The sequence below is a fragment of the Streptosporangium sp. NPDC002524 genome (assembly GCF_040295985.1).
Lineage (GTDB): Bacteria > Actinomycetota > Actinomycetes > Streptosporangiales > Streptosporangiaceae > Streptosporangium.
The window spans coordinates 190724-216585 of sequence record NZ_JBEOWK010000010.1; the positions used below are offsets into that span (position 1 = coordinate 190724).

The 25862-nt window shown below is 72.9% G+C and carries 20 protein-coding genes; 10 read left to right on the forward strand and 10 right to left on the reverse strand.

From position 1 onward, the window contains the following. Window positions 1-25: 25 nt before the first annotated feature. The 5 genes from ABT053_RS19415 to ABT053_RS19435 all read right to left on the reverse strand — a co-directional run bounded on the left by ABT053_RS19415 (window position 26) and on the right by ABT053_RS19435 (window position 4979). A complete protein-coding gene (locus tag ABT053_RS19415; RefSeq protein WP_350970475.1) occupies window positions 26-502 on the reverse strand; it encodes a (2Fe-2S)-binding protein in 477 nt (158 codons plus the stop codon). Then, window positions 495-1364: an FAD binding domain-containing protein gene (locus tag ABT053_RS19420; RefSeq protein WP_350970476.1), complete on the reverse strand. Its 870-nt coding sequence runs from the start codon at window positions 1362-1364 to the stop codon at window positions 495-497. The genes ABT053_RS19415 and ABT053_RS19420 overlap by 8 nt, the downstream gene beginning before the upstream one ends. After that, on the reverse strand, window positions 1361-2767 hold the full coding sequence (locus ABT053_RS19425) for a uracil-xanthine permease family protein (protein WP_350970477.1): 1407 nt from the start codon (window positions 2765-2767) through the stop codon (window positions 1361-1363). Before ABT053_RS19425 ends, ABT053_RS19420 begins: the two co-directional genes overlap by 4 nt. 339 nt (window positions 2768-3106) lie before the next feature. Further along, window positions 3107-3322: an RNA-binding S4 domain-containing protein gene (locus ABT053_RS19430; RefSeq protein WP_350970478.1), complete on the reverse strand. Its 216-nt coding sequence runs from the start codon at window positions 3320-3322 to the stop codon at window positions 3107-3109. A 94-nt stretch (window positions 3323-3416) separates the two neighbouring features. Continuing rightward, a complete protein-coding gene (locus tag ABT053_RS19435; RefSeq protein ID WP_350970479.1) occupies window positions 3417-4979 on the reverse strand; it encodes a PucR family transcriptional regulator in 1563 nt (520 codons plus the stop codon). Window positions 4980-5168: 189 nt separating this feature from the next. On the opposite strand from ABT053_RS19435, the gene ABT053_RS19440 reads away from it, so the two are divergent. The 5 genes from ABT053_RS19440 to ABT053_RS19460 all read left to right on the forward strand — a co-directional run bounded on the left by ABT053_RS19440 (window position 5169) and on the right by ABT053_RS19460 (window position 13133). After that, window positions 5169-6062 (forward strand): oxamate carbamoyltransferase subunit AllH family protein, encoded by an 894-nt coding sequence (locus tag ABT053_RS19440; protein WP_350970480.1) that lies wholly within the window; start codon window positions 5169-5171, stop codon window positions 6060-6062. Continuing rightward, window positions 6049-7506, forward strand: coding sequence for an AllF/FdrA family protein (locus ABT053_RS19445; RefSeq protein ID WP_350970481.1), 1458 nt, complete (start codon window positions 6049-6051; stop codon window positions 7504-7506). Before ABT053_RS19440 ends, ABT053_RS19445 begins: the two co-directional genes overlap by 14 nt. Window positions 7507-7612: 106 nt before the next feature. Beyond that, window positions 7613-9022: a YlbE family protein gene (locus tag ABT053_RS19450; protein ID WP_350970482.1), complete on the forward strand. Its 1410-nt coding sequence runs from the start codon at window positions 7613-7615 to the stop codon at window positions 9020-9022. Window positions 9023-9239: 217 nt separating this feature from the next. Beyond that, the gene (locus tag ABT053_RS19455) at window positions 9240-11369 is read left to right on the forward strand and encodes a serine/threonine-protein kinase (protein ID WP_350970483.1); all 2130 of its coding nucleotides are present in this window, start codon (window positions 9240-9242) and stop codon (window positions 11367-11369) included. 309 nt (window positions 11370-11678) lie between these two features. Next, window positions 11679-13133, forward strand: coding sequence for an MFS transporter (locus tag ABT053_RS19460; protein ID WP_350970484.1), 1455 nt, complete (start codon window positions 11679-11681; stop codon window positions 13131-13133). 184 nt (window positions 13134-13317) lie between these two features. Here the strand turns inward: ABT053_RS19460 and ABT053_RS19465 are convergent, their stop codons facing one another. Further along, on the reverse strand, window positions 13318-14919 hold the full coding sequence (locus tag ABT053_RS19465; protein WP_350970485.1) for a bifunctional 3'-5' exonuclease/DNA polymerase: 1602 nt from the start codon (window positions 14917-14919) through the stop codon (window positions 13318-13320). 35 nt (window positions 14920-14954) lie between these two features. Beyond that, window positions 14955-16463, reverse strand: coding sequence for a metallophosphoesterase family protein (locus tag ABT053_RS19470; protein WP_350970486.1), 1509 nt, complete (start codon window positions 16461-16463; stop codon window positions 14955-14957). A 105-nt stretch (window positions 16464-16568) separates the two neighbouring features. Between ABT053_RS19470 and ABT053_RS19475 the strand changes: the two genes are divergently transcribed. Next, window positions 16569-16979 carry an acyl-CoA thioesterase gene (locus ABT053_RS19475; RefSeq protein ID WP_350970487.1) on the forward strand — a complete coding sequence of 137 codons (411 nt, stop codon included), beginning with the start codon at window positions 16569-16571 and terminating at the stop codon, window positions 16977-16979. A gap of 38 nt (window positions 16980-17017) precedes the next feature. Here the strand turns inward: ABT053_RS19475 and ABT053_RS19480 are convergent, their stop codons facing one another. After that, window positions 17018-18592, reverse strand: coding sequence for an FAD-binding oxidoreductase (locus tag ABT053_RS19480; protein WP_350970578.1), 1575 nt, complete (start codon window positions 18590-18592; stop codon window positions 17018-17020). Between the two features lie 46 nt (window positions 18593-18638). Between ABT053_RS19480 and ABT053_RS19485 the strand changes: the two genes are divergently transcribed. The 4 genes from ABT053_RS19485 (at window position 18639) to ABT053_RS19500 (ending at window position 22713) form a co-directional block, all read left to right on the forward strand. Beyond that, window positions 18639-19358, forward strand: coding sequence for a TetR/AcrR family transcriptional regulator (locus tag ABT053_RS19485; RefSeq protein WP_350970488.1), 720 nt, complete (start codon window positions 18639-18641; stop codon window positions 19356-19358). Next, window positions 19355-20932 (forward strand): glycerol-3-phosphate dehydrogenase/oxidase, encoded by a 1578-nt coding sequence (locus ABT053_RS19490; protein WP_350970489.1) that lies wholly within the window; start codon window positions 19355-19357, stop codon window positions 20930-20932. Before ABT053_RS19485 ends, ABT053_RS19490 begins: the two co-directional genes overlap by 4 nt. Before the next feature lie 414 nt (window positions 20933-21346). Next, window positions 21347-22294, forward strand: a complete 948-nt coding sequence (locus ABT053_RS19495) for a sucrase ferredoxin (protein ID WP_350970490.1) — start codon at window positions 21347-21349, stop codon at window positions 22292-22294. Window positions 22295-22398: 104 nt separating this feature from the next. Beyond that, window positions 22399-22713: a WhiB family transcriptional regulator gene (locus tag ABT053_RS19500; RefSeq protein WP_012893126.1), complete on the forward strand. Its 315-nt coding sequence runs from the start codon at window positions 22399-22401 to the stop codon at window positions 22711-22713. Between the two features lie 131 nt (window positions 22714-22844). On the opposite strand, the gene rsgA is transcribed toward ABT053_RS19500, so the two are convergent. Continuing rightward, window positions 22845-23963, reverse strand: coding sequence for a ribosome small subunit-dependent GTPase A (gene rsgA, locus ABT053_RS19505; protein WP_350970491.1), 1119 nt, complete (start codon window positions 23961-23963; stop codon window positions 22845-22847). Window positions 23964-24576: 613 nt separating this feature from the next. Further along, complete coding sequence (glyA, locus tag ABT053_RS19510; protein WP_350970492.1) at window positions 24577-25833, reverse strand: serine hydroxymethyltransferase; 1257 nt, start codon at window positions 25831-25833, stop codon at window positions 24577-24579. Window positions 25834-25862: the final 29 nt, after the last annotated feature.

The window sequence follows — 25862 nt, forward strand, 5'->3', positions numbered from 1 at the left end:
CATCCCCCGCCCGTGAAGCGCCCGCTCACGGCTCCTCCGCCATGATCTCGGCCGCGCGGTGGACGGACTTGACGATGTTCTGGTAGCCCGTGCACCGGCACAGGTTGCCGGAGATGCCCTCCAGCACCTCCTCGTCGGTCGGCGCCGGGTTGTCGCGCAGCAGCGCGGTCACCGTGCACAGGAAACCGGGGGTGCAGAAGCCGCACTGCAGGCCGTGGCACTCGGCGAAGGCCCGCTGCACCGGCGAGAGCGTGCCGTCGCCGTCGGCGAGCCCCTCGACGGTGGTGATGTCGCGCCCGTCCACGGTGACCGCGAACGTCAGGCAGGAGCGGACGGGCTCGCCGTCCAGCAGCACCGTGCAGCACCCGCAGACCCCGTGCTCGCACCCGACGTGCGTGCCGGTCAGCCCGAGGTCGTGCCGCAGGCAGTCGGACAGCAGCCGCCGCGCCGGGACCTCGGCCTGCCGGAGCACCCCGTTGACGGTCAGCGTGATCTCATGCATCCGCGGCCTCCCTGGCGGCGTCACGGAGTGCCTGCTCGGTGAGGACTCCGGCGAGGTGCCGCCGGTAGGCGGCGGTCGCGTGGATGTCGGTCTCGGGGTCGACCCGTTCCCGTACGGCCTGGGCGGCCGAGGCCCAGTCGGCCGAGGCGGCCGGGCGGTGGCCGACGGCCTCGGTGACGTCGACGAGCAGCGGGACGAGGGCGAGGCTCACGCACGCCACCGTGGCCGAGGTGATCCTCAGGTCGTCGTCCAGCACGACCAGCGCCGCGATCCCGGCCAGGGCGTAGTCGCCGTGCCGCCGGGCGACCTCGCGGAACGCGGTGCCCGAGCGCGGGGGCGGCGCGGGGAAGAACGCGGAGACGGCCAGCTCGCCCGGGGCGACCGCCGACTCCAGCGGGCCGGTGAAGAACTCACCGGCCGGGACGTCCCTGACCGCGCCGGACCGCTCCAGCCGTACCGAACCCCTCAGCAGGGTGAGGACGGCGGGCAGCTCGGCGGCGGGGTCGGCGTGGGCCAGGCTGCCGACGACGGTCCCCCGGTTGCGGATCACCGGGTGGGCCACCAGCCGGAGCGCCTGGCGCAGCAGCGGCTGAGCGGCGGCGGCCGGTTCGTGCCGCTCCACCTGGGCGTGCCTGGCCAGGGCGCCGACCCGGACGCCCTCCGGCGCGACGTCGACGAACGCCAGCTCCGGCAGCCGGTTGATGTCGACCAGGTGGGCGGGGGCGGCAAGCCGCATGTTCAGCAGCGGGATCAGGCTCTGCCCCCCGGCGAGCACCTTGCCGTGCTCCCCTGCCCCGGCGAGGGCGTCCAGCGCCTCGCCGAGGGAGCGGGGAGCGTGGTATTCGAACGGGGGTGGTTTCACCCGGTGGCCTCTCGTTGCGACTGGGGCACCTTCGGATCAGGAGCGACCGGATCCGGACCGACGCCACCCCCGCGGCCCCGGCCCGCGATGACCCGGAGCAGGTGGTATCCGGCCACCACCACGATGGTGCCGAGGGCGATGCCCTCCAGCGTGAAGTCCGAACCGATCATATGCTTGACCGGGCCGATGGCGAGGATGATCCCGGCCCCGATCGGGACGAGGTTGACGGGGTCGGCGAAGTCGACCCGGTTCTCGACCCAGATCTTCGCGCCGAGCAGGCCGATCATGCCGTACAGGATGACGGTGATGCCGCCGAGCACGCCGCCCGGCGTGGCCGCGACCAGCGCGCCGAACTTGGGGCAGAGGCCGAACAGGATCGCGATGACGGCGGCGATGTAGTAGGCGGCCGTCGAGTAGACGCGGGTGGCGGCCATCACGCCGATGTTCTCGGCGTAGGTGGTGGTCGGGGAGCCGCCGAAGGCGCTGGCGACGACGGTGGCGGCACCGTCGGCGGCGACCGCCCGGCCCATGTACGGGTCGACGTCGGTCCTGGTCATCTCGCCGACGGCCTTGACGTGGCCGACGTTCTCGGCGACCAGCGCGATCACGGCCGGGAGCACCAGCAGCACGGCGGAGAACCTGAAGTCGGGCAGGTGCATGCTCGGCAGGCCGATCCAGTCGGCCGACGCCACCGCGTCGAAGTTCACCCTGGGGTGCGTGTCGACCGCTCCGGTGCCCGCGTTGAAGGCGGTGATGTTCCCGAAGACCTTGTCGGCCACCCAGGAGAGCACGAAGCCGATGATCAGGCCGAGCAGGATGCCGATCCTGCCGACGAAGCCCTTGAAGAGCACGATGATGACGAAGGTGACGGTCATCGTGATCAGGGCGATCCACTGGTCCTGCGGCCAGTAGATGTCGGCGACGACGTACGCCAGGCCGAAGCCGATCAGCATCACGACGGCGCCGGTGACGACCGGCGGGAAGACGCGGTTGATGATCTGCACGCCGAGGAAGTGGATGGCCACGCCCACGAGCGCGAGGACGAGCCCGGCGACGAGGATGGCGCCGGTGACGATCGCGTCGGTGGCGGGCGTGTCGCCGCCCATGAGCGCCCGGATCGCGAGCACGCCGCCCACGAACGAGGCGCTGGTCCCGAGGTAGCTGGGGACCTTCCCCTTCACGATGAGCAGGAACATGATCGTCCCGACGCCCGAGAACATGATGGCGACGTTGGGGTCGAGTCCCATCACCAGGGGGAAGACGAAGGTCGCGCCGAACATCGCCACGACGTGCTGCGCCCCGAACCCGACCATCCGCGGCCACGACAGCCGCTCGCCGGGTTTGACCACCTCTCCCGGAGCGAGCGTCTTGCCGTCGCCGTGTTTCGTCCAACCTGCAACCATCGAGCCCCACCTTTCACCGGGCCGTCGGTCGGTGACCACCCCGCGGGCTTCCCTCCGGCGAATCCCCTTACAGCTGTTGCGGGCACGTTAGGACTGAAAGCATGCCCTTACACCGTCATGATCTGCCAAATCTGAGCGGCCGACCAGTGGACACCTCGCGCACGGCCCACCTGCCCGCCCGGTGAGGATCTCGTACGCCGCCCCGCGGACCCGGTGAAGATCACGCACGGCGCGTCCGCCGGCACCGGCGGGAGTCACGCGGGCGCCCCCGGCGGCCCGGCGAGGATCACGCACGGTGCGCCCGCGGGCCCGGCGGGAGCGGGAGTCGCGCACAGCGCGCTACTTCGCGACCACGTGGATCTCGAAGCCGTCGCCGGTCACCACCTGGCCGTCGCGGATCTTGCAGGTCTTGCGGAGCTCGACCTCGCCGTCCACCAGCACGTTGCCGTCGGCGATGAAAAGCTTGGCCTGGCCGCCCGTGTCGGCGACGCCGCAGTATTTGAGCAGGTCGCACAGCGGGATGTACTCGGTGTCCAGCTCGAAGGTCTCGTTCACGCCGAACAGCTTAGATCCCGCGTACGCGCCGGACCCCCCGTCGCCTCCCGGTGTGAGCCGCCGTCGGATCCCGCGCATCCGCAGGACGCAGGCGTCAGATCCCGCGCATTCGCAGGACGTGCAGGGCGAGGGTGAGGTTCAGGCGCAGATGGGCGTCCTCGGTGAAGCCGCCGAGCATGCGTTCCAGCTTGCCGATCCGGTAGCGCAGCGTGTTGTAGTGGAAGTGCAGCCTGCGCGCCGTCTCGGCCACGTTGAGGTTGGTCTCCAGCAGCACCTGCAGCGTACGGCGCAGGTCGGCGTTCTCCACGTCGTCGTCGGAGGCGAGCGGCCCGAGGGTCTCGCGGACGAAGGCGTGCAGCTCGGCGGTGTCGTTGACCAGGGAGAGCAGCCGGTAGACGCCGAGCTGGTCGAAGTGCGCGACCGCGCCGTTGCCGTGCAGCTGGCGGCCCACCCGCGCGGCCTTGAGCGCCTGGCCGTACGCCTCGGGCAGCGCCTCGGCCCCGATGGCGACGCGGCTGGCGCCGGTGGAGAAGGTGGCGGGCAGGGACTCGGCGAAGGCCGCGGCGGCGTCCTTCGCGAGGCGGCCCGCGTCGACGGACGCGTCCACGACGGTGACCACCTCGTGGGAGAACCCGGCCACCGCGCCGCGCGCGTCGTGGCGGCGCATCGCCCCGGTCCAGCAGGTGACCAGGCGGTCCTGGGCGGCGCGCTCGTCGCCCTCGGGGTCGAGCTCGGCCACCAGCACGGTGACCGGGCGCTGCAGGTCCCAGCCGAAGGCCCTGGCCCGGGAGGCGACCCGCTCGGAGGACCCGGCCCTGCCGGTGAGCACGTCGCGCAGGAAGTCGGCGCGGTACTTGCTCTCGACGGCGTTGACGGCCTCCTGCCGGGTCACCACCAGCGCGGCGACCGTGGCGGCACGTTCCAGAATGCCGACGTCGCCGTCGCCGATGGACCCGACCGGGCCGCAGGCGACGATCCTGCCGTGGTGGTGGCCGCCCGCCACGACCGGCACCGAGGTGTGATGTCCGTCCGGAGCGTCACGCAGCGTGGCCACGTGCTCGACGGACCCGGCGGCGGCGAGCACGTGGCCCGTACCGTCCAGCACGGCCACCCCCACGCCCAGCAGCCCGGCGACCTCGGCCGTCACCTCGCGCAGCCCGCCCCCGGCGAGCACGACCTGGACCAGCGCCCGGTGCGCCTCCTCGGCCCTGGCCAGCACGGCGGCCTGGCGGTTGAGGATGTCGGTGAGGACCTGGTTGAGGATGTCGTCGAAGCCGACGTTGTCGGGAAGCTGGATCAGCGGGAAGCCCAGCCGGTCGGCCTGCTCGACCATCTCCTCGGGCAGCTCGTCGAGATAGCGGCCGAGCTTGATGGCGAGCGCGGCCAGGCCGCGCTCGTCGAGGTCGGCCACCAGCCTGCCGAGCGACTGGGGGGTGTTGCGCAGCGGGTATCCGGTGGTGAGCAGCAGCTCGTGCGGCTTGACCCAGGCCAGGACGTCGGGCACCTCCATCACGTTGAGGCGCTGCACGACGCGGTCCAGGCCCCGTTCCCCCGCGATCAGCCGGGCCCCCGCGAGTGTCGAGACGCCGAGGACCTCGCCGACGGCGACGCCATGGATGATCGTTCCGGTGCTCGCCGGGCGCACGGGGGGTTCCATGAGGCGATTGTGACTGATGGACCCGTCTGTCAGGAAGAGCCAACCTTTGGGCAGACTGTTGGCAGCTTTCTCCGTACGGCCTGTGTCCACGCCCGTTCTACCGTCGGCTCAATGGATGGGGGAGTCCGTGAGCGAGCGAACCGCTGGAGAGAGCACCTTCACACCCACCGGACCGGCCGAGGAGCGCTCATGAGCATCAAGACGCGCCCGAGGGCGCAGCGCGTGCACGTACGGACGCACCGGACCGGCGCGGCCAGCACGGCCCTGCGCCAGATGCTGGAGGCGCCCCGCCGCCCGGCGCGGGTGCTGGCGGCCTTCCCCGCCGGCGTCTACCTTGAGGTACGCACCGAGCTGGAACCGCAGGTCATCGCGCTGGTGACCGGCGAGGCCACCCGCCTGCCCAACGCCATGGTGGTCACCGGCCCGATGCCCCGGGTCGCGGTGGGCGACGAGGCGTCGGTCGGCGACGGCTCGATCGACATCGGGCGGCTCAGCCTGCGGGCCCACCGCTGGTGGAACCCGGCCCCGCCGCTCGGCGCCGTGGACGCGGCGCGGCTGGCCCGCTCGCTGCCCGCGATGGCGGAGCTGTGCGAGCGGTCGCCGAGGCGTCCGGGGCTGGAGGGCAACGGCGCGGCCGGGCTGCTGGCCCAGGGCTGCGCCGAGGGCTCGCTGCTGAAGAGCGTGATGGCCGCCGAGCAGCTGGTCGGCCTGGGTCCCGGGCTCACGCCGAGCGGCGACGACGTGCTCGCGGGGCTGCTGGTCGCGCTGCGCCACCTGGGCGGGGCGACGGGCGCGGGCCGGGCCGTCTGGCTGGCCGACTGGCTGGCCGCGGCGGTCACCTTCGACGTACGCGGCAGGACCACCCCCATCTCGGCGGCGCTGCTACAGTGCGCCGCCCGGGGCGAGGCCAGCGGCGAGGTGCTGGCCGTGCTGCGGGGCATGGCGGGACGGCAGTCCCTGGAGCCGGCGCTGCACCGCCTCCTGCAGCTGGGCCACACCTCCGGGGCGGACCTGGCGTGGGGGCTGCGGATCGGGCTCGCGGCGGTGATCGATCTGGAAGGCGGGGGCAATGGCGAGTACTGATGCGGTCCGGACGCGTACCGGGGTCTACCACGACTCCGTGAGCCTGATGCGGGTCAGCCGCGCGGCGTCCGCGCTGCCCGGCGTGGAGGTCGCGGTGGTGGCGATGGCCACCGAGCTCAACCTCGGGATCGCCGCCGAGCTGGGGTTCGGCCTTCCCCAGGCGGGTCCGGCCGACCTGCTGATCGCGCTGCGCGGCGAGGCGGACGCGCTGGAGGCCGCGTCCGCGGAACTCGACGGGCTGCTCGCCGCGCTCTCGGCCCCGTCCGCGGGCGGTGGCGGCGGCGGTGCCGAGCGTCCCCCGCGCACCGTCCGCGCCGCGGCCCGCGAGCGCGCCGCCACCCTGGCCCTGGTCTCGGTGCCGGGCCCGCACGCGTTCGCCGAGGCGCTGGACGCGGTCGAGGCGGGCCTGTCCGTGATGATCTTCAGTGACAACGTGCCGGTCGAGCAGGAGGTGCTGCTCAAGAGGCGCGCCGCCGAGCGCGGCGTGCTGGTCATGGGCCCCGACTGCGGCACCGCGGTGGTCGGCGGGGCGGGTCTCGGCTTCGCGAACGTCCTGCGGCCGGGCCCGGTCGGGCTGGTGGCCGCCTCGGGGACCGGCGCGCAGCAGGTGACCTGCCTGCTCGACCTGGCGGGGGTGGGGGTGTCGCACGTGCTGGGCGTGGGCGGCCGCGACCTGTCCGCGGACGTGGGCGGGCTGTCCACCCTGCGCGCCCTGGAGGCCCTCGACGCCGACCCCGCCACCGAGCTGATCGTCCTGATCTCCAAGCCCCCGGCCCCCGAGGTCGCGCGGGCCGTCGAGGCGGCCGTCGCGAAACTCGGCACCCCGGTCGTGACCGCGCTGCTCGGCCCCGGCCAGGAGGACCTGACCTCGGTGACCGAGGCCGCCCTGCGCGCCCTCGGCGTCCCGGTCCCCGCCTGGCCCTCCTGGCCCGCCCCCGGAACGCCCTCCGAAACGACCGATGTATCCCCCGGAACGAGTGACACGAAAGCCGGGGAGGCCGGGGAGACCGGGAGGAACGTGCGGGGGATCTACTCGGGCGGGACGCTGTGCGTGGAGGCGCGGCTCATCGCCGGGACCGGCGAGTTCACCGACTTCGGCGACGACGCCTACACGGTCGGCAGGGCCCACCCGATGATCGACCCGACGCTCCGCCTGGAGGCCCTGGCCGAGGTGCCGCCCGGCGACGTCGTCCTGCTCGACGTGGTGCTCGGCCACGGCGCCGACCCCGACCCCTCCGCCAGGCTCGCGCCCGCGATCGCCGGGGCCGTCGCGAGAGGCGTCACGGCGGTGGTCGCGCTGGTCGGCTCCGAGGGCGACCCGCAGGGGCTGACCGCGCAGGCCGGGGCCCTGAACGCGGCGGGGGCCGCGGTGTTCACGTCCAACGCCGGGGCCGCCGGGTACGCCGCGCGAGTGGCCGCCGGGACCGCCGCGAACGCCCGTTGACGGCTCGCCGGCCGCTCGTCGGCCGCTCGCCGGAAGACCGATCGCCGGAAGGCGGAGGTCTCCGGGCCCGGGTCCCGGGCCCGGGTCTCAGGTTCAGGGAGAAGTGATGACGCTGTCCATGCTTTCCGGCGAGCCGGAAGTGATCACGGTGGGGGCCGACGTGCTCGGCGAGGCGCTGGACGCGCAGGCCGTCCCGCGGGTCCGGGTGGACTGGCGCCCGCCGATGCCCGGCACCGAGGCGGACCTGGCCAGGGTGCTGGCCGACCCGCGCAGGGTCCGCGCCAACGAGACGGCCGTGGGCCGCCTGGTCTCGGCGCGCCCGCAGCTCGTCGGGGTACGGCCCGCGCACGAGGTGCTCGACCTGCCGAAGGGGACGTTCCTGCACGCGGGGCCGCCGATCGAGTGGGAACGGGCGTCGGGCCCGATGCGCGGCGCGCTCATCGGGGCGATGCTGCTGGAGGGGCTGGCCGCCGACGCCGGGGAGGCCGAGGAACTGCTCGCCGCCGGGCGGGCCCGGCTGGACTCCTGCCACCACCACCGGACCGTCGGGCCGATGGCGGGCGTCGTCACCCCGTCGATGTGGATGTTTGAGGTCCGCGACGCCGAGCACGGCGGCACCGCCTACTGCTCGCTCAACGAGGGCCTGGGCAAGGTGTTGCGGTACGGCGCGTACGGGCCCGAGGTGCTGGAGCGGCTGCGCTGGATGGCCGAGGTGCTCGGCCCGGTGCTCCAGGCCACCCTGGAGCGGAGCGGGCCGCTCGACCTCAGGTCGCTGGCCGCGCAGGCCCTGCAGATGGGCGACGAGCTGCACAACCGCAACCGCGCCGCCACCTCGCTGCTGGTGCGCGAGCTCGCCCCCGACGTGGTGGAGGCCGCCCCCGGCCACGCCGCCGAGGTCCTGCGCTTCGTCAACGGCAACGACCACTTCTTCCTCAACGCGGGCATGGCCGCGTGCAAGGTCAGCACGGACGCCGCGCGGGACGTCCCCGGCTCCACGATGGTCGTCGCGATGGCCCGCAACGGCACCGACTTCGGGGTCCAGGTGTCCGGGCTGGGCGACCGGTGGTTCACCGGCCCCGCGGGCGTGCCGGACGGCCTCTACCTGGGCGCGTACGGCCCGGACGACGCCAACCCCGACATCGGCGACTCGACGATCACCGAGACGGCGGGGCTGGGCGGCTTCGCGATGGCCGCGGCCCCGGCGATCGTGCGGTTCGTCGGCGGCGACGTGTCGGACGCGACGGCGGCCACCCGGTCCATGTACGAGATCACCCTGGCCGAGCACCCCGCGTACCAGATCCCGGGGCTGGACTTCCGGGGGACGCCGGTCGGCGTCGACGTCACGCTGGTCGCCAGGACGGGCCTGCTGCCCACCGTGAACACCGGCATCGCCGGACGGGTCGCGGGGACCGGACAGGTCGGCGCGGGCCTGGTCAGCCCGCCCGCGTCGGCCTTCACGTCGGCCCTGGCCGCGCTGGCCGAGGCGGCCGATCATGAACATCGGACGACTGAATGATCATTCATCTATTAAGATTGGGTAAAGCTGACAATTTGTCCGTCCGCCGGTAGCATTCGGCGACGTCAGAGCGCGGACGCAGGCTCAGTGATCTGAAGAACACCGATCCTGACAAATACCGTCACGTGCTTTCTCAGCATGCAAACTTCCATAACCAAATGCCATCTCGCTATCGTGTCCACCGCACAAAAGCGCTGGTTATGGGGAACGGGGAACGATGACCGATCGCTTGCTCGGGAGAAACCCCCAGGGGCCTGAGGGCGGCGATTCCGCGGGCGGAACACCGGAGGGCCAGGGCAGGCTGGTGGGCAGGCGCTACCGCCTGGTGTCACCGGTAGGTCGTGGCGGGATGGGCATGGTGTGGCACGCGCACGACGTCCTGCTCGACCGGGACGTCGCGGTCAAGGAGCTGATCCTCCCCTACGGGCTCGACCACGCGGGCACCCAGGGAGCCCACCGGCGGATGCTGCGCGAGGCCCGCTCGGCGGCCCGGCTCAGCCACCCCGGCATCGTCACCGTCCACGACGTCGTCGAGGAGGACGGCCGCCCCTGGATCGTGATGGAGCTGGTCCGCGCCTGGTCGCTGGAGCAGGCCGTGCGGCAGAGCGGGCCGCTGCCGGTGGTCCAGGCCGCCGAGATCGGCGTCCGGGTGCTCGACGCGCTCCGCCACGCCCACGCCGCCGGGATCATGCACCGCGACGTCAAGCCGGGCAACGTGCTGCTCACCTCCGACCGGGTGGTCCTCACCGACTTCGGCATCGCCGCCATCGAGGGCGACGTCGCGATCACCCAGACCGGCCTGCTGATGGGCTCGCCCGCCTACATCCCGCCGGAGCGGCTGTCGGGCCAGCCGGTCACGCAGTCCTCCGACCTGTGGTCCTTCGGCGCCACCCTGTACGCGGCGGTCGAGGGACGGCCCCCCTACGAGGGGCCGGACGCGGTGGCCGTGCTCGGCGCGATCCTCACCCAGGAGCCCAGCCGCCCCCAGCGGGCCGGTGCCCTGATCACCGTCATCGAGGGCCTGCTCCGCAAGAACCCGGCCGACCGGATGAGCGCCTCGCAGGTGTCCGACCTGCTCGACAGGGTGCTGCGCAGCCACGGCTCCAGCACCCCGAACCGCGCGCCCACCCCGGCGCCCTCGTCGATGCCGGTCCCCGGCGACTCCATGCCGATCCACCTGATGCCCCCGCTGGACATGCCGTCGGGGCCGATGCCCTCCCGGATCATCGAGACGCCCTCCGGGCCGATCCGGGTGCCGTACGGCTCGGCGAACGACTCCTCCGGCGGCCACCCGCTCCCCTACGACGCGCTCGCCGGACCGTCGGGGTCCCACCGCGCGGACCTGCTGTCCTTCCCCGGCCACTCCCCGGCCACCGCCTCCGGCGGGTTCCCCCGGCCGGGCGGGCCGCAGGCCGACGCGGCCACCGGCCTGGCGGGCGGGCACCAGCGCGGCTACGACGCGCTGCGCATCCCGGCGACCGGACCCGACGGCGGCCCGTTCGACCCGCTGACCAGCTTCTCGGGCGACCTGCCCGTCGCACCGTCCGCGCCGCCGTCCGCACCACCGGCCGCGCCCCGGCGCGGCGGGCAGAGCGAGGCGTCCCGGGCCCGCGAGGCGGCGCTCTGGCCCACGCCCTCCTCGCAGGAGGCGTCCTCCCGCGCCGCCGTACGGGACTCGCAGCTGACCTCCCCCAGCCGGACCGGATCGCGCGGGACCGCGCGCCGCGCGCCGGGGAACGACGGCGGCGGCCCCGACCTCCGCCTGCTGATGCTCGGCGGGGGCGGCGTGCTGGCCATCGTGGTCGCCGGGCTGCTCGTCTTCCTGCCCGGCGGGAACTCCGATCCCGCGGACCCCGCGGCCCCGTCCACGGCGATCTCCACGGCGGCCGAGCCGCTGACCCCCGCGGGACCGAGCGAGGTCCCCGAGGGCTTCAGGCTGCTGGACGCCGCCGGTGTCTCCGGGGCGGTGCCCGACGGCTGGACGGTGAAGGAGGGCTCCGGCGGGGTCGCCACCTTCTCCGGGCCGAAGGGCGGCGGGCAGAACATCGTCGTCGCCAAGGTGCCGGTCGCGGAGCCGGTGCTGGCGCTGAGCAGGGCGAGCAAGAAGGGCCTGGACGAGTACACCGAGGTCGGCGTGACGACGGTGAGCTACCGCGCGTGGAAGGCCGCGGACTGGGAGTACACCTACGTCCAGCCCAACGGCGTCCCGATGCACGGGCTGACGCGCTACGTCGCCGTCAACGGCCTGACCGCCTACCAGATCACGTTCAGGGTCCAGGATCTGGACTGGGAGAAGAACGCGGAGACCCTCCAGACGTTCTTCGCCACCTTCGTACCGGTCGACTGACCCCGCCGGTCGTCCCTACACCCCGCCGGTGGGACGACCGCGCGGCGCGGTCGTGGGCGGTGACCGCGTGGCGCGGTCACAGGCGGCGACCGCTTGATGCGGTCGCGAGCCATGACCTCGTAGTGCGGTCACGAGCGACGACCTCGTGGCGCGATCGTGGACGACGACCTCGTGACGCGGTCGTGAGCGGCGACCTCGTGGTGCGGTCGTGAGCCATAATCTCGTAGTGCGGTCATGGGCGACTACCTCGTGATGCGGTCGTGAGCTATGACCCCGTGGGGCGGTCATGAGTGATGGCAGACTTCGCTCGTGACCGCGAATCCCACGAACACCGCGAACCCCGGCGGTTCCCCTGACGACTCCCCCGGCGGCTCTCCCGGCGATTCCCTCAGCGGCTCTCCCGGCGGTCAGCCCGGCGGCCCACCCGGCGAGGAACGGGTCGCCGCCGTGCGGCGGCGGACGCTCACCGTCCTGTCCGCGGCCCAGGTCAGCGGCGGGATCGGGGTCGCCGCGGGACTCACCTTCAGCTCGGTGACCATGGAGGAGCTCTCCGGCTCCACCACGCTCAGCGGGCTGGCCGGGACCGCGGTCGTGCTGGGCGCCGCGCTGCTGGCGCTGCCCACCGCGAAATCGTCCGGCAGGGGCGGCCGGCGGGCCGGGCTCACCCTGGCCTACGGATGCGCCCTGCTCGGCTGCCTGATCTCACTGCTCGCGATCGGCCTGAGATCGTGGGCGCTGCTGCTGGCCGGGCTGCTGCTGTTCGGCGCGGCCAGCGCGGGCGGCCTGGCCTCACGCTACGCCGCGACCGACCTGTCCCCGCCGGGGCACGCGGCCCGCCACCTGTCACTGGTGGTGTGGGCCACCACCGTCGGATCGGTCGCCGGGCCGAACCTCGCGGGACCGGCCGAACGGTTCGGCGCCGGGCTGGGGCTGTCACCCGGCAGCGGCCCGTTCGCCCTCGCCCTGCTGGGCTTCGCGATCTCCCTCGGCATCATCGTGGTCGCCCTGCGCCCCGACCCGCTGCTCCTGGCCCGCGCCACGCTCCCGGCCCCGGCCCCGGACGCGTCTCCCACGTCCAGCACCCCCGCGCCCGGCACTGCCGCGTCCGGTACTCCCACATCCGGCACCCCCGCACCCGGCCCGGCCTCGAACGCGGCCGGCTCCCCGGGGAAGAGCCCGGGCACGTTCCGTACCGCCTGGCGGGTGCTGCGCGGGACGCCCGTGGCGGGCCGCGCCCTGGTCGCGATCGCGATCAGCCACACCGTGATGGTCTCGGTCATGTCCATGACGCCGGTCCACCTCGACCACGGCGGCTCGACGTACGCGGTCATCGGCGTCGTGATCAGCCTGCACATCGCGGGGATGTACGTCCTGTCGCCCGTGATCGGCTGGCTCGCCGACCGGGTCGGCAGGATCCCGGTGCTGGTGCTGGGGATGGGCCTGCTGCTCGCCGCCGTCGTCCTCGCGGGCGGCGCCGGGGCACATGACGTCGTGCGGGTGACCATCGGCCTGGTCCTGCTCGGCCTCGGCTGGTCGTGCGGGCTGATCTCCGGCTCGGCGATGCTCAGCGAGGCCGTGCCGCTGGAACACCGCGCCCCCGTGCAGGGCCTCTCGGACCTGCTGATGAACATCTGCGGCGCGACCGGCACCGTGATCGCCGGAGTGATCGTCGGCAGCCTGTCGTACGGCATGCTCGGCGCGTTCGTCGCGGTCGTGGTGACGGTCACCGGCGCCTGGCTCGCCTTGACCCACGCCCGAACCTGACCCACGCCCGAACCTGAGCCGCGCTCGAACCTGAGCCGCGACCGCCCTCACCGGCCGCACCCGGTCCACGCCCGGTTCTCACCGGGACCGAACCCGAGAGCGTGGCGGGGCCGCCGGGGCCGGGAACGAGGCCGGAACCGGAACCGGAACCGGAACCGGGAGCGTGACCGGGGGCCGCCGGGTGTCACTTGGCGTCGGCGTAGCACCTGACCGGGACGGCCTGCATGGGGAAGCGCACCGGGGTCGACCCGAACAGCAGCCGGGTCGCCTCCTCCGCGGCCCTGCCGACCGCCGCGACGACCTCGTCGGCCTGCCCGGCCGGGCAGTGCACCATCACCTCGTCGTGCTGGAAGAACACCAGCCTGGCCGGGTCGGGCAGCAGGCCGCGCAGCACGGCCATCAGCGCGAGCGCCCACTCGGCCGCGGTCGCCTGGACGACGAAGTTGCGGGTGAACCGGCCGCGGTCGCGGGCCGCGCGGGCTCCCTCGGGGCCGGAGACCAGCTCCCGCCACCTGGCGGAGGGCGGCGGCGAGGTGCGGCCCAGCCAGGAGCGGACCACCTTGCCCTCCTCCCCGGCGCGGGCGGCGTCCTCCACGAACCGGTGGGCGAGGGGGAAGCGCTGTCGCATCACGGCCAGCAGCCTGGACGCGTCCCCGCTGGTGCCCCCGTACATCGCCGACAGCATGGCGAGCTTGGCGTTTTCGCGCTCGCCGCCGAACGCCTTCGCCAGCGCCTGGTACAGATCGACCTGCCCGGCGGCCCTGGCCAGGCCGCCGTCTCCCGCCATGGCGGCCAGCACGCGCGGCTCCAGCTGGGCCGCGTCGGCGACGACGAGCGTCCAGCCCTCGTCGGCCACGACGACCTTGCGCATCAGCTTGTGGATCTGCAGGGCGCCGCCGCCGTTGGTGGCCCAGCGGCCCGTCACCACGCCGCCCACCACGTACTCGGGCCGGAAGCGGTGGTCGCGCACCCACTGGTCGGCCCAGGCCCAGCCGTGGAAGCTGTAGAACCGGGCCATCTCCTTGTAGGCGAGCAGGGGCGCGACCCCCGGGTGCTCGACCTGCTTGATGTCGTGGGCCCGGGTGGAGGCGACCGGCACGCCCGCCGCCTTGAAGGCCCTGACGATCTGCTGCGGGGAGTCGGGGTTGAACGGCGTGCCGAAGGCGGCGGCCACCTGGTCGGCGAGGGCCTGGAGCTTGACCGGCCGCATGCCGTGCACCGGGCGCGGGCCGAGCAGGCCGGTCAGCAGCTCGTCGTGCACGTCCTCCCGCCAGGGCATGCCCTCCTGGGCCATCTCCGCGGCGATCAGCGCCCCCGCCGACTCGGCGGCGACCAGCAGCCGGAACCGCCGGGGGTCGGCGGTGGCCTCGACCCGGCGCAGCTGGTCGGCGTACACCTCGGCGATCAGGTTCGCGTCCGGCGGGGGCGCCTCCTCCTCGAAGAGGGTGGCCTGCCGCACCTGCCCGGCGGAGCCGTGGTGGTCGTCGGGCACGGGGAGGCCGTGCAGCCGGGCGTAGGCGGCGGGGACGGACCTCGGCTCGCCGAACCGCCCCTCGTGGGCCAGGAGCAGGCCCTCGGTGAGGACCAGGTCGTGGCAGCGCGCCAGCCGCACCCCCGCCGCGAGCAGCGCGGGGTAGACCTCCCGCGTGTCGGCCCAGACCCAGCGCGGGCCGCGGGCCTCCAGCTCGCGGACGGCCGAGGCCAGATCGGCGACGGCCCCGGCGGGCTCGCCGTCCACACGCAGCACGCCCCCGCCCCCGGGAGCCGCCGCGACCGACACGTGCATGCCCCAACCCTGCCACGCCGGTACGACATTCCGGATCAGACGAGCGGGATGGCGATCTCGTCCTCCAGCGGGGGGTCGATCTCCTGCGGCAGGCAGCCGGTGGCGGCGAAGCAGCGGATCCTCAGCGTCTCGGGGGTCACCGAGACGTGCAGGAAGCTCTTGAAGAACGGCGGGGTGTCCCAGTCGGACAGCTCCGACAGGTAGCGGTGGAAGGTCCTGCCCACGGGCAGCCGCAGCGGCATCGGCCAGCCGCCGAGGATCCGGGCCGCCCACCTCATCCGCCGGGTGATCGGCACCTGCGGGGTGTCCCGCACCGGGGTGTTGCCGATCTGGCGGGACATCAGCGCCGCGCTCTCGTCGGGGGTGAGGTAGAGCCAGCGCATGCGCAGCCGGTCGCTGTAGAGCCTGCTGTAGAACGACAGCGAGTCGCCACGCAGCGGGTAGCAGCGGTAGTCGTCCTCGTCCAGGCCGCCGACGGTGACCCTCGGGATGGTGTGGGTGGCGTGCATGAAGGCCCCGGAGCCGCCCGCCACGACGTACTGGATGGTCCGCTCCCCGGCCTTGATCGGGAAGCGCTGGTAGTTGTGCACGTCGCCGCCGATCGCCGCGACGTAGTTGTGCGCGGGATCGGTGACGATGTCGTCGATGGTGCCGCCCCCGGCCAGCTTCGACGGCTTGTGGTCGTTGCGGGTGTAGATGGGCTTGCCGGTGATCAGCAGCTTGGGCCGGGGGTCGCGGGAGACCGTGCGCAGCCAGTCGGCCTGCTCCCTGTCGATGTCGCCGCGGATCCCGGTGTCCACGCCGACGATGAGCAGCCCCGGGGTCTCCATCGCCCAGTAGGGGGCGGGCTGCACGACCCGCTGCTCGGGCCTCGCCCGCCGCTCGCGCGCCTTGGCCAGCCGGGCCTCGTCGATCTTCTCCGGCTTGCGCCAGAGCAGGCCGCGCAGCCCCGAGGGCGACAGCTTGAACCCCTCGTTCTCGGCCGCCAGCGCCGGGGCGTCGCAGAAGACGCGCATGAAGCCGCCGAGCCCGTCGTACCAGTCGTGGTTTCCGGGGATCGCGTAGATCGGCGCCCGGTAGTCCTGGTACGGGCGGAAGAACTTGTCCTCGTACTCGTTGCCCGAGCCGGTGGGGTAGATCACGTCACTGGCGACGATCGCGAAGGAGGTGTCCTCGCCGATCTTGAGCATGCCCGGCACCACGGCGTACTGCGAGGCGTCGCCCTCCCCGGTGTCGCCGAGGACCAGGAAGGAGAACTCGGGGCCGACGTCCAGCGGGATGCGGAAGGAGGGATCGACACCCCGGTCCCGCTGGGAGCCCACCCAGCGCGCCCGCACCTGGCCCGAGGGGTCTCCGAACAGGATCGCGAGGACCTCGTTCCGCGACCGCCAGATGGTGCGCGGGTTCAGCCAGGAGAAGGTCTCCTTGCTGGGAAGCAGCTCCGTGAAGGTGCCCGTCTGGGCGCAGGACCAGCCCGCGCCCTCCTTCGACACCCGGGAGGAGGCCCCGCGCCCGCGTTCCGCCGCCTGTCCTATGTCAACCATGCCCCATATCTTGGCAATGATCTTACGAGGCCGCACACCCTCTTCCGGTATCGGGACCCGCCCGTCCGGAACTCGCCAGGCCACTCTCTGGAATATGGTTCTACCGTGTACGCCTACTGGGAGACGGTTCCGACCAGGTGGAAGGACAACGACGTCTACGGCCACGTCAACAACGCCGTCCACTACTCGATGATGGACACGGTGATCAACACCTGGCTGATCAGGACCGCGGGCCTGGACATCCACGGCGGCGACGCCATCGGCCTGTGCGTCGAGTCGCACTGCGTCTACCGGGCCTCGGTGTCCTTCCCCGAGGCCGTCAGGGTCGGGCTGCGGGTCGGCCACCTGGGCCGCTCCAGCGTCCGGTACGAGCTGGGCCTGTTCCGCGAGGACGGCGAGACGGCCGTGGCGGAGGGCCACTTCGTCCACGTGTTCGTCGACCGGGAGACACGCAGGCCCGCGGGGATCCCCGGACCGCTCCGCGAGGCCATGGAGAAACTCGTGGTCACCGGCTGACCACCCCAGCCGGACCCGGCCCGGCCTCCCCGCGCCCGTCACCTCCCCGGAGGAACGAGAACACCGGGATTGAGGATGCCCCCGGGGTCGAGCCGGTCCTTGATCCCGCGCAGGATCTCCACGCCCAGGTCGCCGATCTCGGTCGCGTACGCCTCCCGGTGGTCGCGTCCGACGCCGTGGTGGTGCGAGACGGTGCCCCCGGCGGCGACGATCGCCTCGTTCACCGACCGTTTGGCCGCCTCCCACTGCCCGACCGGGTCCTCGCCCTGCGCCGTGACGACCGTGAAGTACAGGGAGGCGCCGGTGCCGTACACGTGGGAGATGTGGCACATGACCAGCGGCGATCCGAGCGAGGCGTGCAGCGAGAGCCGTACGGCGTCGTAGAGGCGGGGCAGGTTGGACCAGAACCCGGCCGTCTCCAGCGTCTCGACGGTCGCCCCGGCGGCGAGCAGCGAGTCGCGCAGGTAGGGCGCGGAATAGCGCCCGTGGGCCCACGACTCCCCCGGCTCCGTGCCGAGGGGGACGCCGCCGAGGCCGGACAGCACGGCGGCGACCCGCTCCCGCAGGGCGGGCACCTCGGAGAAGCCCTCGTACCCGGCGATCGCCAGGCAGCCCGCGCCGGTCGGCGAGGCGCCGATCTCGCCGGGACGGGCCAGGCCGACCATCGTCTCGGTCTCGTCGGACAGGCGCAGCACGGTGGGCACGACGCCCTCCTGGACGAGGTGGCGCAGCGCGGCCGATCCCTCCGCGAACGACGCGAACCGCCACCCCTCGTAGACCCGCTCGGCGGGCGCGCGCCGGACGCGGAGCCGCAGGGAGGTGATCACCCCGAAGGCGCCCTCGGAGCCGAGGATCACCTGGCGCAGGTCGGGCCCGGCCGCCGACTTGGGCGCGCGGCCGAGTTCCAGGGTGCCGCGCGGGGTGGCCACGGTCATGCCGACCACCATGTCGTCGAAGCGCCCGTACCCGGCCGAGGCCTGGCCGCTGGACCGGGCCGCGGCGAAACCCCCCAGCGTGGCGTACTCGAACGACTGCGGAAAGTGACCTAGGGTGAACCCGTGCCCGGCCAGAAGCCGCTCGGCCTCCGGGGCCCGCAGTCCCGGCTCCATCTCGGCGACCATCGACTCCGCGTCGACGGCGACCAGCCGGTCCAGCCTGGCCAGGTCCAGCGCGACGACCCCGGCGAAGCCCTCCCGGGTCGCGACCAGGCCGCCGACCACGGAGGTCCCGCCACCGAACGGCACGACCGCGACCCGGTGCGCGGCGCAGGCCGCCAGCACCTCCAGCACCTCGTCGTGCGAGCCGGGCAGGACCACGGCGTCGGGGGCGTCCGAGCCGTCACCCGCGCGCATGCGCATCAGGTCGGGGGTGGACTTGCCCCGGGTGTGCCGGACGCGCGTCTCGTCGTCGGAACGTACGTGGCCGGCGCCGACGACACCGTGCAGCTCCGCCAGGACGGAGGGGGGAAGAGCCACGGCGGGCAGCCGCACCTCGCCGAGCCCGGCGGCCCGGTCCCGCCGCGGGCGCACGCCCAGCACGTCCTGGAGAAGTTTCCTGACCGGTTCCGGCAGGTCGGCGGCCTTGCCGGGGTCGCCCCAGCCGGACCAGAGCATGGGGCCTGCGGCACTTGTCGGATTTTCCACCCTTACACTGTGACACATGACGTCTATTCGTCACAATGTGGACGTAGAGAGCGACAACCGGGTCTTGGACGCCGCCCGCGAGGTGGTCCTCGCGGTGGGGGTGCGACGCACCACGCTCACCGACGTGGCGCGCAGGGCCGGGCTCTCCCGCATGACGATCTACCGCCACTGGCCCGACGTGCGCACCCTCGTCGCCGACCTGATGACCCGCGAGTGGGTGCGCGTCGCGGACCGGTTCGCGACCGGCGACCCGGTCACCTCGGCGGTGGCGGTGGTACGGGCACTGCGCGGCCACCCGCTCTGGCGGAAGATCGTCGAGGTCGACCCGGAGCTGCTCCTGCCCTACCTGCTGGACCGCAGGGGCGCGAGCCACGAGGCCATGCTCGCGCTCGTCGAGGCCGCGATCGTCCGGGGCCAGGAGGAGGGCACCGTGCGCCCCGGTGACCCGGCGAGGCTGTCCAGGGCCGTGCTGCTCACCGCCCAGTCGTTCCTGCTCTCCGGCCCGACCATGCTCGGCCCTGCCGGCGCGAACGACCCAGACGGCCCAGACGACCCTGCCGGTGCGAACACCCCAGACGGCCCCGACACCCCTGCCGGTGCGAACGACCCAGGCGACCCGGCAGACCCGGCCGGTGCGAACGACCCTGCCAGGGCGAACGCCCCTGCCGGTGTGAACGATCTGGACGACCTGGACGCCGAGCTCGCCACGCTCCTGGAAAGGTACCTGCGACCGTGAACTCCTCTCTCAACGCCGCCCGCCGCGAACGCGAGCTGGCCGAGGTGCGCGGCCTCGTGGTGGACGTGCTGGTGGTGGGCCTGGGCGCCACCGGCGCCGGGGCCGCGCTCGACGCGGCCTCCCGGGGCCTCTCCGTGGCCGCGATCGACGCCTACGACATGGCCTTCGGGACCTCCCGGTGGAGTTCCAAGATGATCCACGGCGGGCTCCGCTACCTGGCCAGGGGGCAGGTCGGGGTGGCGTACGAGAGCGCGGTGGAGCGCGGACGCCTGCTCGGGCGCACCGCGCCGCACCTGGTCAGGGCCCACCCCTACCTGCTGCCGCTGGTCCCCGAGGTCTCCCGACGTCACGCGGCGCTGGTGATGACCGGCTACCGCGTCGGCGAGGGGCTGCGCATCGCCGCGCGCACGCCTCGCCACCTCCTGCCCGGCCCCTCGCGGATCACCGCCGCGCAGGCCCTCGCCCTCGCCTCGCCGCTGACCTCGCGAGGGCTGCGCGGCGCCCTGCTGTCGTGGGACGGGCGGCTGGCCGACGACGCCCGCCTGGTGGTCACCGTGGCCAGGACGGCCGCCGCCCTGGGGGCGAGGATCCTGACGCGCTGCCGGGCGCTGGAGCTGTCCGGCGACGGCGCGCTGGTCCGCGACGAGCTCGGCGGGGACACCTTCACGATCCGGGCCAGGACGGTGGTCAACGCCACCGGCGTCTGGGCCGCCGGGCTGCACCCGGGCATCCGGCTGCGTCCCTCGCGCGGCACCCACCTGGTGCTGCGGCCCGAGACGCTGCCGGGCCTGGACGCGGGGCTGCACATACCGATCCCCGGGGAGAGCAACCGCTTCGCCCTGGTCCTCCCCCAGCCCGACGGGCGGGTCCACGTCGGCCTCACCGACGAACCGGTGGACGGCCCCGTCCCGGACGTCCCGCCGGTGCCCGAGGAGGACGTGACCTTCCTGCTCGCCATCCTGAACTCCGTGCTGGAGGAGCCGGTCCGGCGCGAGGACGTCGCCGGGACGTACGCGGGGCTGAGGCCGCTGCTCGCCGCCGAGGGCCACACCGCCGACCTGTCCAGGAGGCACGCGCTGCTGACCACGCCGGACGGGATGGTGACGATCGTGGGCGGCAAGCTGACCACGTACCGGCGGATGGCCGAGGACGCCGTCGACCGTGCCGTGTCACTGGGCCGGCTCGACGCGGGACGGAGCCGCACCGCGGAGCTCCCCCTCATCGGGGCCGTCCCGGCGAGCGGCCCCGAAGACCCCGACGGCGCGCGCATCGCGAACGGCACGAACGGCACGAACGGCGGGAAGGGCGCGGACGGCGAGGGCGACCGGGAGGCGGGCCGGCTGCTGGAGCGGTACGGGAGCGAGGCGGGCGCCGTACGGGCCCTGATGGCGGAGGACCCCTGGCTGGCCGAACCCGGGCCGACCGGGGTCACCGGGGCCGAACTCGTCTGGGCGGTCAGGCACGAGGGCGCCCTGGACGTGGACGACCTCCTCGACCGGCGGACCCGGATCGGCCTCGTCCCGCAGGACCGCGACGCGGCCCTCCCCCTGGCACGCGCCGCCCTGGCCTACTGACCCCGCGCCCGTACGCCGAAAGCCGTTGAACCGGAGAGAACGTCAGGACACCGGACCCCATTGGCATGCGCCGCACCGGCCCCGCGCCCGTACACCGGAAGCCGCGACCCGGAGAGAACGTCAGGACACCGGACCCCATTGCATGCGCCGTACCGGCCCCGCGCCCGTACGCCGGAAATCTCTGGACTGCCGGACCCTTCCGATGCGTCGCCATACCGGCCACACCGGCATAACCGGCCCCGCGCCCGCCGGGAGCGGTGAACCATGAGCCGTGAGCCGGGGAGGCCCGGTCACCGGATCCCCGAGGGCGCCCCGCGCGGGCGCATCGTTTTCACACGCCTATGATCGTTTCACTCTCGCCACTTCGATTCGCCTGTTAGGTTAGTCTTACCTAAGTCAGAGCGAGGAGAGAGCGTGAGCGCGGGACGTGTCGTGAGCGGGGCGGACAGGGCACCCAAGGGGTGCGCGCACCCACCGGGCTGCCACACCGGCGAGCTGCCGGTCTACGCCAGCGCGACCGTCGGAGCCCGCTTCTGGCTGCTCATCGAGCACTCCGGCCCCTGGGCCTCCCACCTGGAGGACTGCAACCTCCCCGAGGATGTTCACATCCTTATCAAACGAGCCACGCGGCTCGGCATCCGGCCCCAGCTGATCCGTCGTCCCGGACGCCGGAACCCCGAGGAAACCGGCATTCACGTCATGGTCGCCGACTCCGGCTCGGCGGAGCCGTGGATCGCCGAAGGCGTCATCGCAGGTCCGGACGATCTTAACCTTGACAGCGTGGTGGCCGGAGTGGTCCCGGAGTCCTGCATACTTGTGAGTGAGCCGGTTTTTCTGGTCTGCACGCATGCCAAGCGCAACGCGTGCTGCGCCCGCATTGGACTACCCCTAGCTCGGTCCTTGGCAAAAACATTGCCGGACACAGTATGGGAAACATCACATGTTGGCGGCGATCGATACGCCGCCAACCTCGTGTGCTTGCCACACGGGCTTTACTACGGCAGCATGTCTCAGGCTGCTGCGATCGCGGCAGCCGACGCGTACCGGTCCGGCGAGGTCATCCTCGACCGTTTCCGGGGACGCGCAGGCATCCCTGAGCCACTGCAGGCCGCTGAGCATTTCATCCGCATTCATACGGGTGATCTCTCGGTTGGCGGAGTGGCCGTGGAGTCCTCCAGGTTGGACGGCGCCGTCACCGAGGCATTTGTGCGCGGTAGTGGCGCTCGTTTTCGGGTAGTGGTTGAACCCATGACGCTAACAACGCCATGTGGTACGGCTTGCGCCGATACGATCACTACCTACCGGCTGGTCACGCTGGACAGGCTCACCCCTGTGCGGTACGCCACGTCCGCCCTGACCTGACCTGAGGGAACATCACGGCCAATCCAGGCGTTGGACCCAGGGACGTCACAAGCGTCTAATGCGGCATTAACCAGAAATACCTCTCACTATAAGGTGGTTTTCTCATGTCTCAGGTACGTCGGCAGACCGCCCGGCCTCGGCCCAGCTGGGGCTGGCAGGATGACGCCGCGTGCCGGGGCGAGGACCTCGTGCTCTTCTTCGGCCCCGACGGCGAGCGCCAGCCCGAGCGTGACATCCGCGAGCGTAAGGCCAAGGCGATCTGCGCCCAGTGCCCTGTTCGCGCAGAGTGCCTGGACTACGCGCTTTCCCGTCCGGAGAAGTACGGCACCTGGGGCGGTCTGAACGAGGACGAGCGCGCCTCCGAGCGTCGTCGTCGTATGCGCCGCGCCGCCAGCGCCGGCATCAGTGCCGTCGCCTGAGCAGTACCTCCACCCGGCTTCCCCCGCACGTGTGATCTCGCGCACCCCCTGCGAGATCACACGTTGTCGTGTCGGGCCCCGTTCGTGCGGCGCCCGGGGCGGGCGACCGCACGACGGGCTTTCCCCGAAGGTCAGGGCCTGTTGCGGCCCTGCTTCCGCATCTCCTTGGTGATGCTCTTCCACTTGCCCTGAAGCTCCTTGCGAAGCCGCGCGTCACTCCTGGACGCCATCCACGCGGCCTCCCTCTGGAGCTTGTTCCAGCTTTCCAGCCGCCGTTCGGGAAGCGTGCCGTCCTCGATCGCGGCGATCACGGCGCAGCCGGGCTCGCTGTCGTGGCGGCAGTCACCGAACCGGCACCGCTCGGCGAGCTCCTCCAGGTCCGAGAAGACCAGGTCCACGCCCTCGCCCATGTCGTACAGGCCGATACGGCGGATGCCCGGCGTGTCGATGACGAGGCCGCCTCCCGCCAGCGGGATGAGCTCGCGGTGCACGGTGGTGTGACGCCCCCGGCCGTCTCCGGCCCTGACCTGCTGGGTCTCCATGACCCCCTGTCCCGCCAGGGCGTTGACGAGCGTCGACTTGCCCGCGCCCGAGGCGCCGAGCACCACCGCAGTGCGCGTGCCGTCGAGGTATCCGCGGACGATGTCGACGCCCTCGCCCGTGACGGAGCAGACCGGGTGCACGTCCACCCCCGGCGCCGCCGCGGCGACCTCGTCCATCAGGAAACCGAGGCCGTCGCCGATCAGGTCGGACTTGGTGACGAGCACCACGGGACGGCCCCCGCTCTCCCAGGCGAGCGCGAGCAGCCGCTCGATCCTGCCCAGGTCGGCGGTGTCGGTGGCGTGCAGGGCGGGTTCGGCGACGAAGACGACGTCGACGTTGGCGGCGAGCACCTGCCCCCTGGAGTCTCCGGAGAGCCCGCCCCTGGAGACCCTGGCGACGCCGCCGCGCACGAACGCGGTGCGCCGGGGCAGCAGCGCCTCCAGCTCGAAACGGCCCTCGGCCAGGCGGCGGAGGCCGGCCCAGTCGCCGACGCAGGGCAGCGCCACGGGGTCGGCGGCGGCCTCGCGGCGCACCCTGGCGCCGTAGTCGGCCCGGAGATGGCCGGAGGCGGTGAGCACCTCGGCGGCACCGCGATCGACGCGGGACACGCGGGCGGGGGTCAGGCCCGCGGGAAGCTCGGCGGCGAAGGAGTCGTTCCAGCCGAGCGCGGTGAGAACGGATGAGGAAGAGACGATTGACGAAGACAACGTAAGCACCCTTGTGGAAGGCCGGGTGCCCTGTCGCGAATCGGCTAGGCGGGCACCCGAAGGTTGATGGACGGCAGGCTCACCAGAACAACCCGCATGCTCCCCACCTCCTGTCGCCTCGTGGCCGCGCGTCTCTCGAACGGCGTCTCCGGGAGAACTTTAGCGCAGCGTCTCCCGTCCGGCGCAAACCCATTTACGGTGTTTCCCGCGACCGCCCCCGAAAGGTCCGGGGTCGCCTCCGAAAGGTCCGCGGCCACCCCCGAGCCACCGAAGGGTCCGGCCCGGACACCGCCGTCGCCCGGCGCGCCCGGACCCTCGTCCCGCGCGGCGGGTTCCGGCCCCACGGCGGATCCCCGCGACGCCCGGCTAACGCGAGAACGCCCGGCCGGGAAGATCCCGGCCGGGCGTTCTCGTCCCGCTCGATGTGACCGATCGGCTGTCGGTCAGCGCGTCACCGCGCCCCGCAGACCCCCGGACCCGGCGACGTCACGAACCACAGGCCCCGCGGACCCCACGGACCGCGACGGTCACGGACCTCGGAACCCACGCACCCCACGGACCTCACGGCCCCGCGCGGGCCGTACGGACGGAGACCCCGCCGCGAGGGGCACGGTCACAGGCCGGGGGCCGGGAAGTGGGAGGTGAGCTCCCTGACCTCGCCGTGGACCCGGGTGATCACGTGCTTGGCCTCTTCCTCGTCCTTGGCCAGGGCGGTGACGACCTGGTCGATCCAGGCGCCGATCTGCCGCATCTCCGCGACGCCCATGCCCCTGCTGGTCACGCCCGCGGTGCCGATGCGGATGCCCGAGGGGTCGAACGGCTTGCGGGTGTCGAAGGGCACGCTGTTGTAGTTGGTCTCCAGCCCGGCCTTGTCGAGGGCCTGGGCGGCGGGCTTGCCGCCGATGCCCTTGGGGGTGAGGTCGAACAGGATGAGGTGGTTGTCGGTGCCGCCGGAGACCAGGTCGAAGCCCCGGCCCAGGAGCTCCTCGGCCAGCGCCTGCGCGTTCAGGACGACCTGGCGGGCGTAGTCCTTGAAGTCGTCGGTCGACGCCTCCTTGAGCGCCACCGCGATGGCCGCGGTGGTGTGGTTGTGCGGCCCGCCCTGCAGGCCGGGGAAGACGGCCTTGTTGAGGGCGGTGGCGTGCTCGTCGGAGGTGGCCATGAGCATCGCGCCCCGGGGGCCGCGCAGGGTCTTGTGGGTGGTGGTGGAGATGACGTCCGCGTGGCCGACCGGCGACGGGTGGGCGCCACCGGCCACCAGGCCGGCGATGTGCGCGATGTCGGCGGCGAGCACGGCCCCGACCTCGCGGGCGATCTCGGCGAAGGCCGGGAAGTCGATCGTGCGCGGGACCGCGGTGCCGCCGCAGAAGATCAGCTTGGGACGCTCGCGGAGGGCGATCTCGCGCACCTCGTCCATGTCGACGCGGCCGGTGTCCTGCCGTACGCCGTAACGGACCGGGTTGAACCACTTGCCGGTGGCCGAGACCGACCAGCCGTGGGTCAGGTGGCCGCCGAACGGCAGGCCCATGCCCATCACGGTCTCGCCCGGCTTCAGGAAGGCCAGGTAGACGGCGAGGTTGGCGGGCGATCCCGAGTAGGGCTGCACGTTGGCGTGGTTCACTCCGAACAGGGCCTTGGCCCTGTCGATGGCGAGGGTCTCGACCTGGTCGATGACCTGCTGGCCCTCGTAGTAACGCTTGCCGGCGTAGCCCTCGGAGTATTTGTTGGTGAGGACGGTGCCCGTGGCCTCGAGGACGGCCTTGGAGACGTAGTTCTCCGAGGCGATCAGCTTGACGGTGTCGGACTGCCGCCGCTCCTCGGCCTTGATGAGCTCGGCGATCTGCGGATCCACGCTGGAAAGAGCGCTCATGCGCCTTCACTCCCCTGTCATCGTCGACA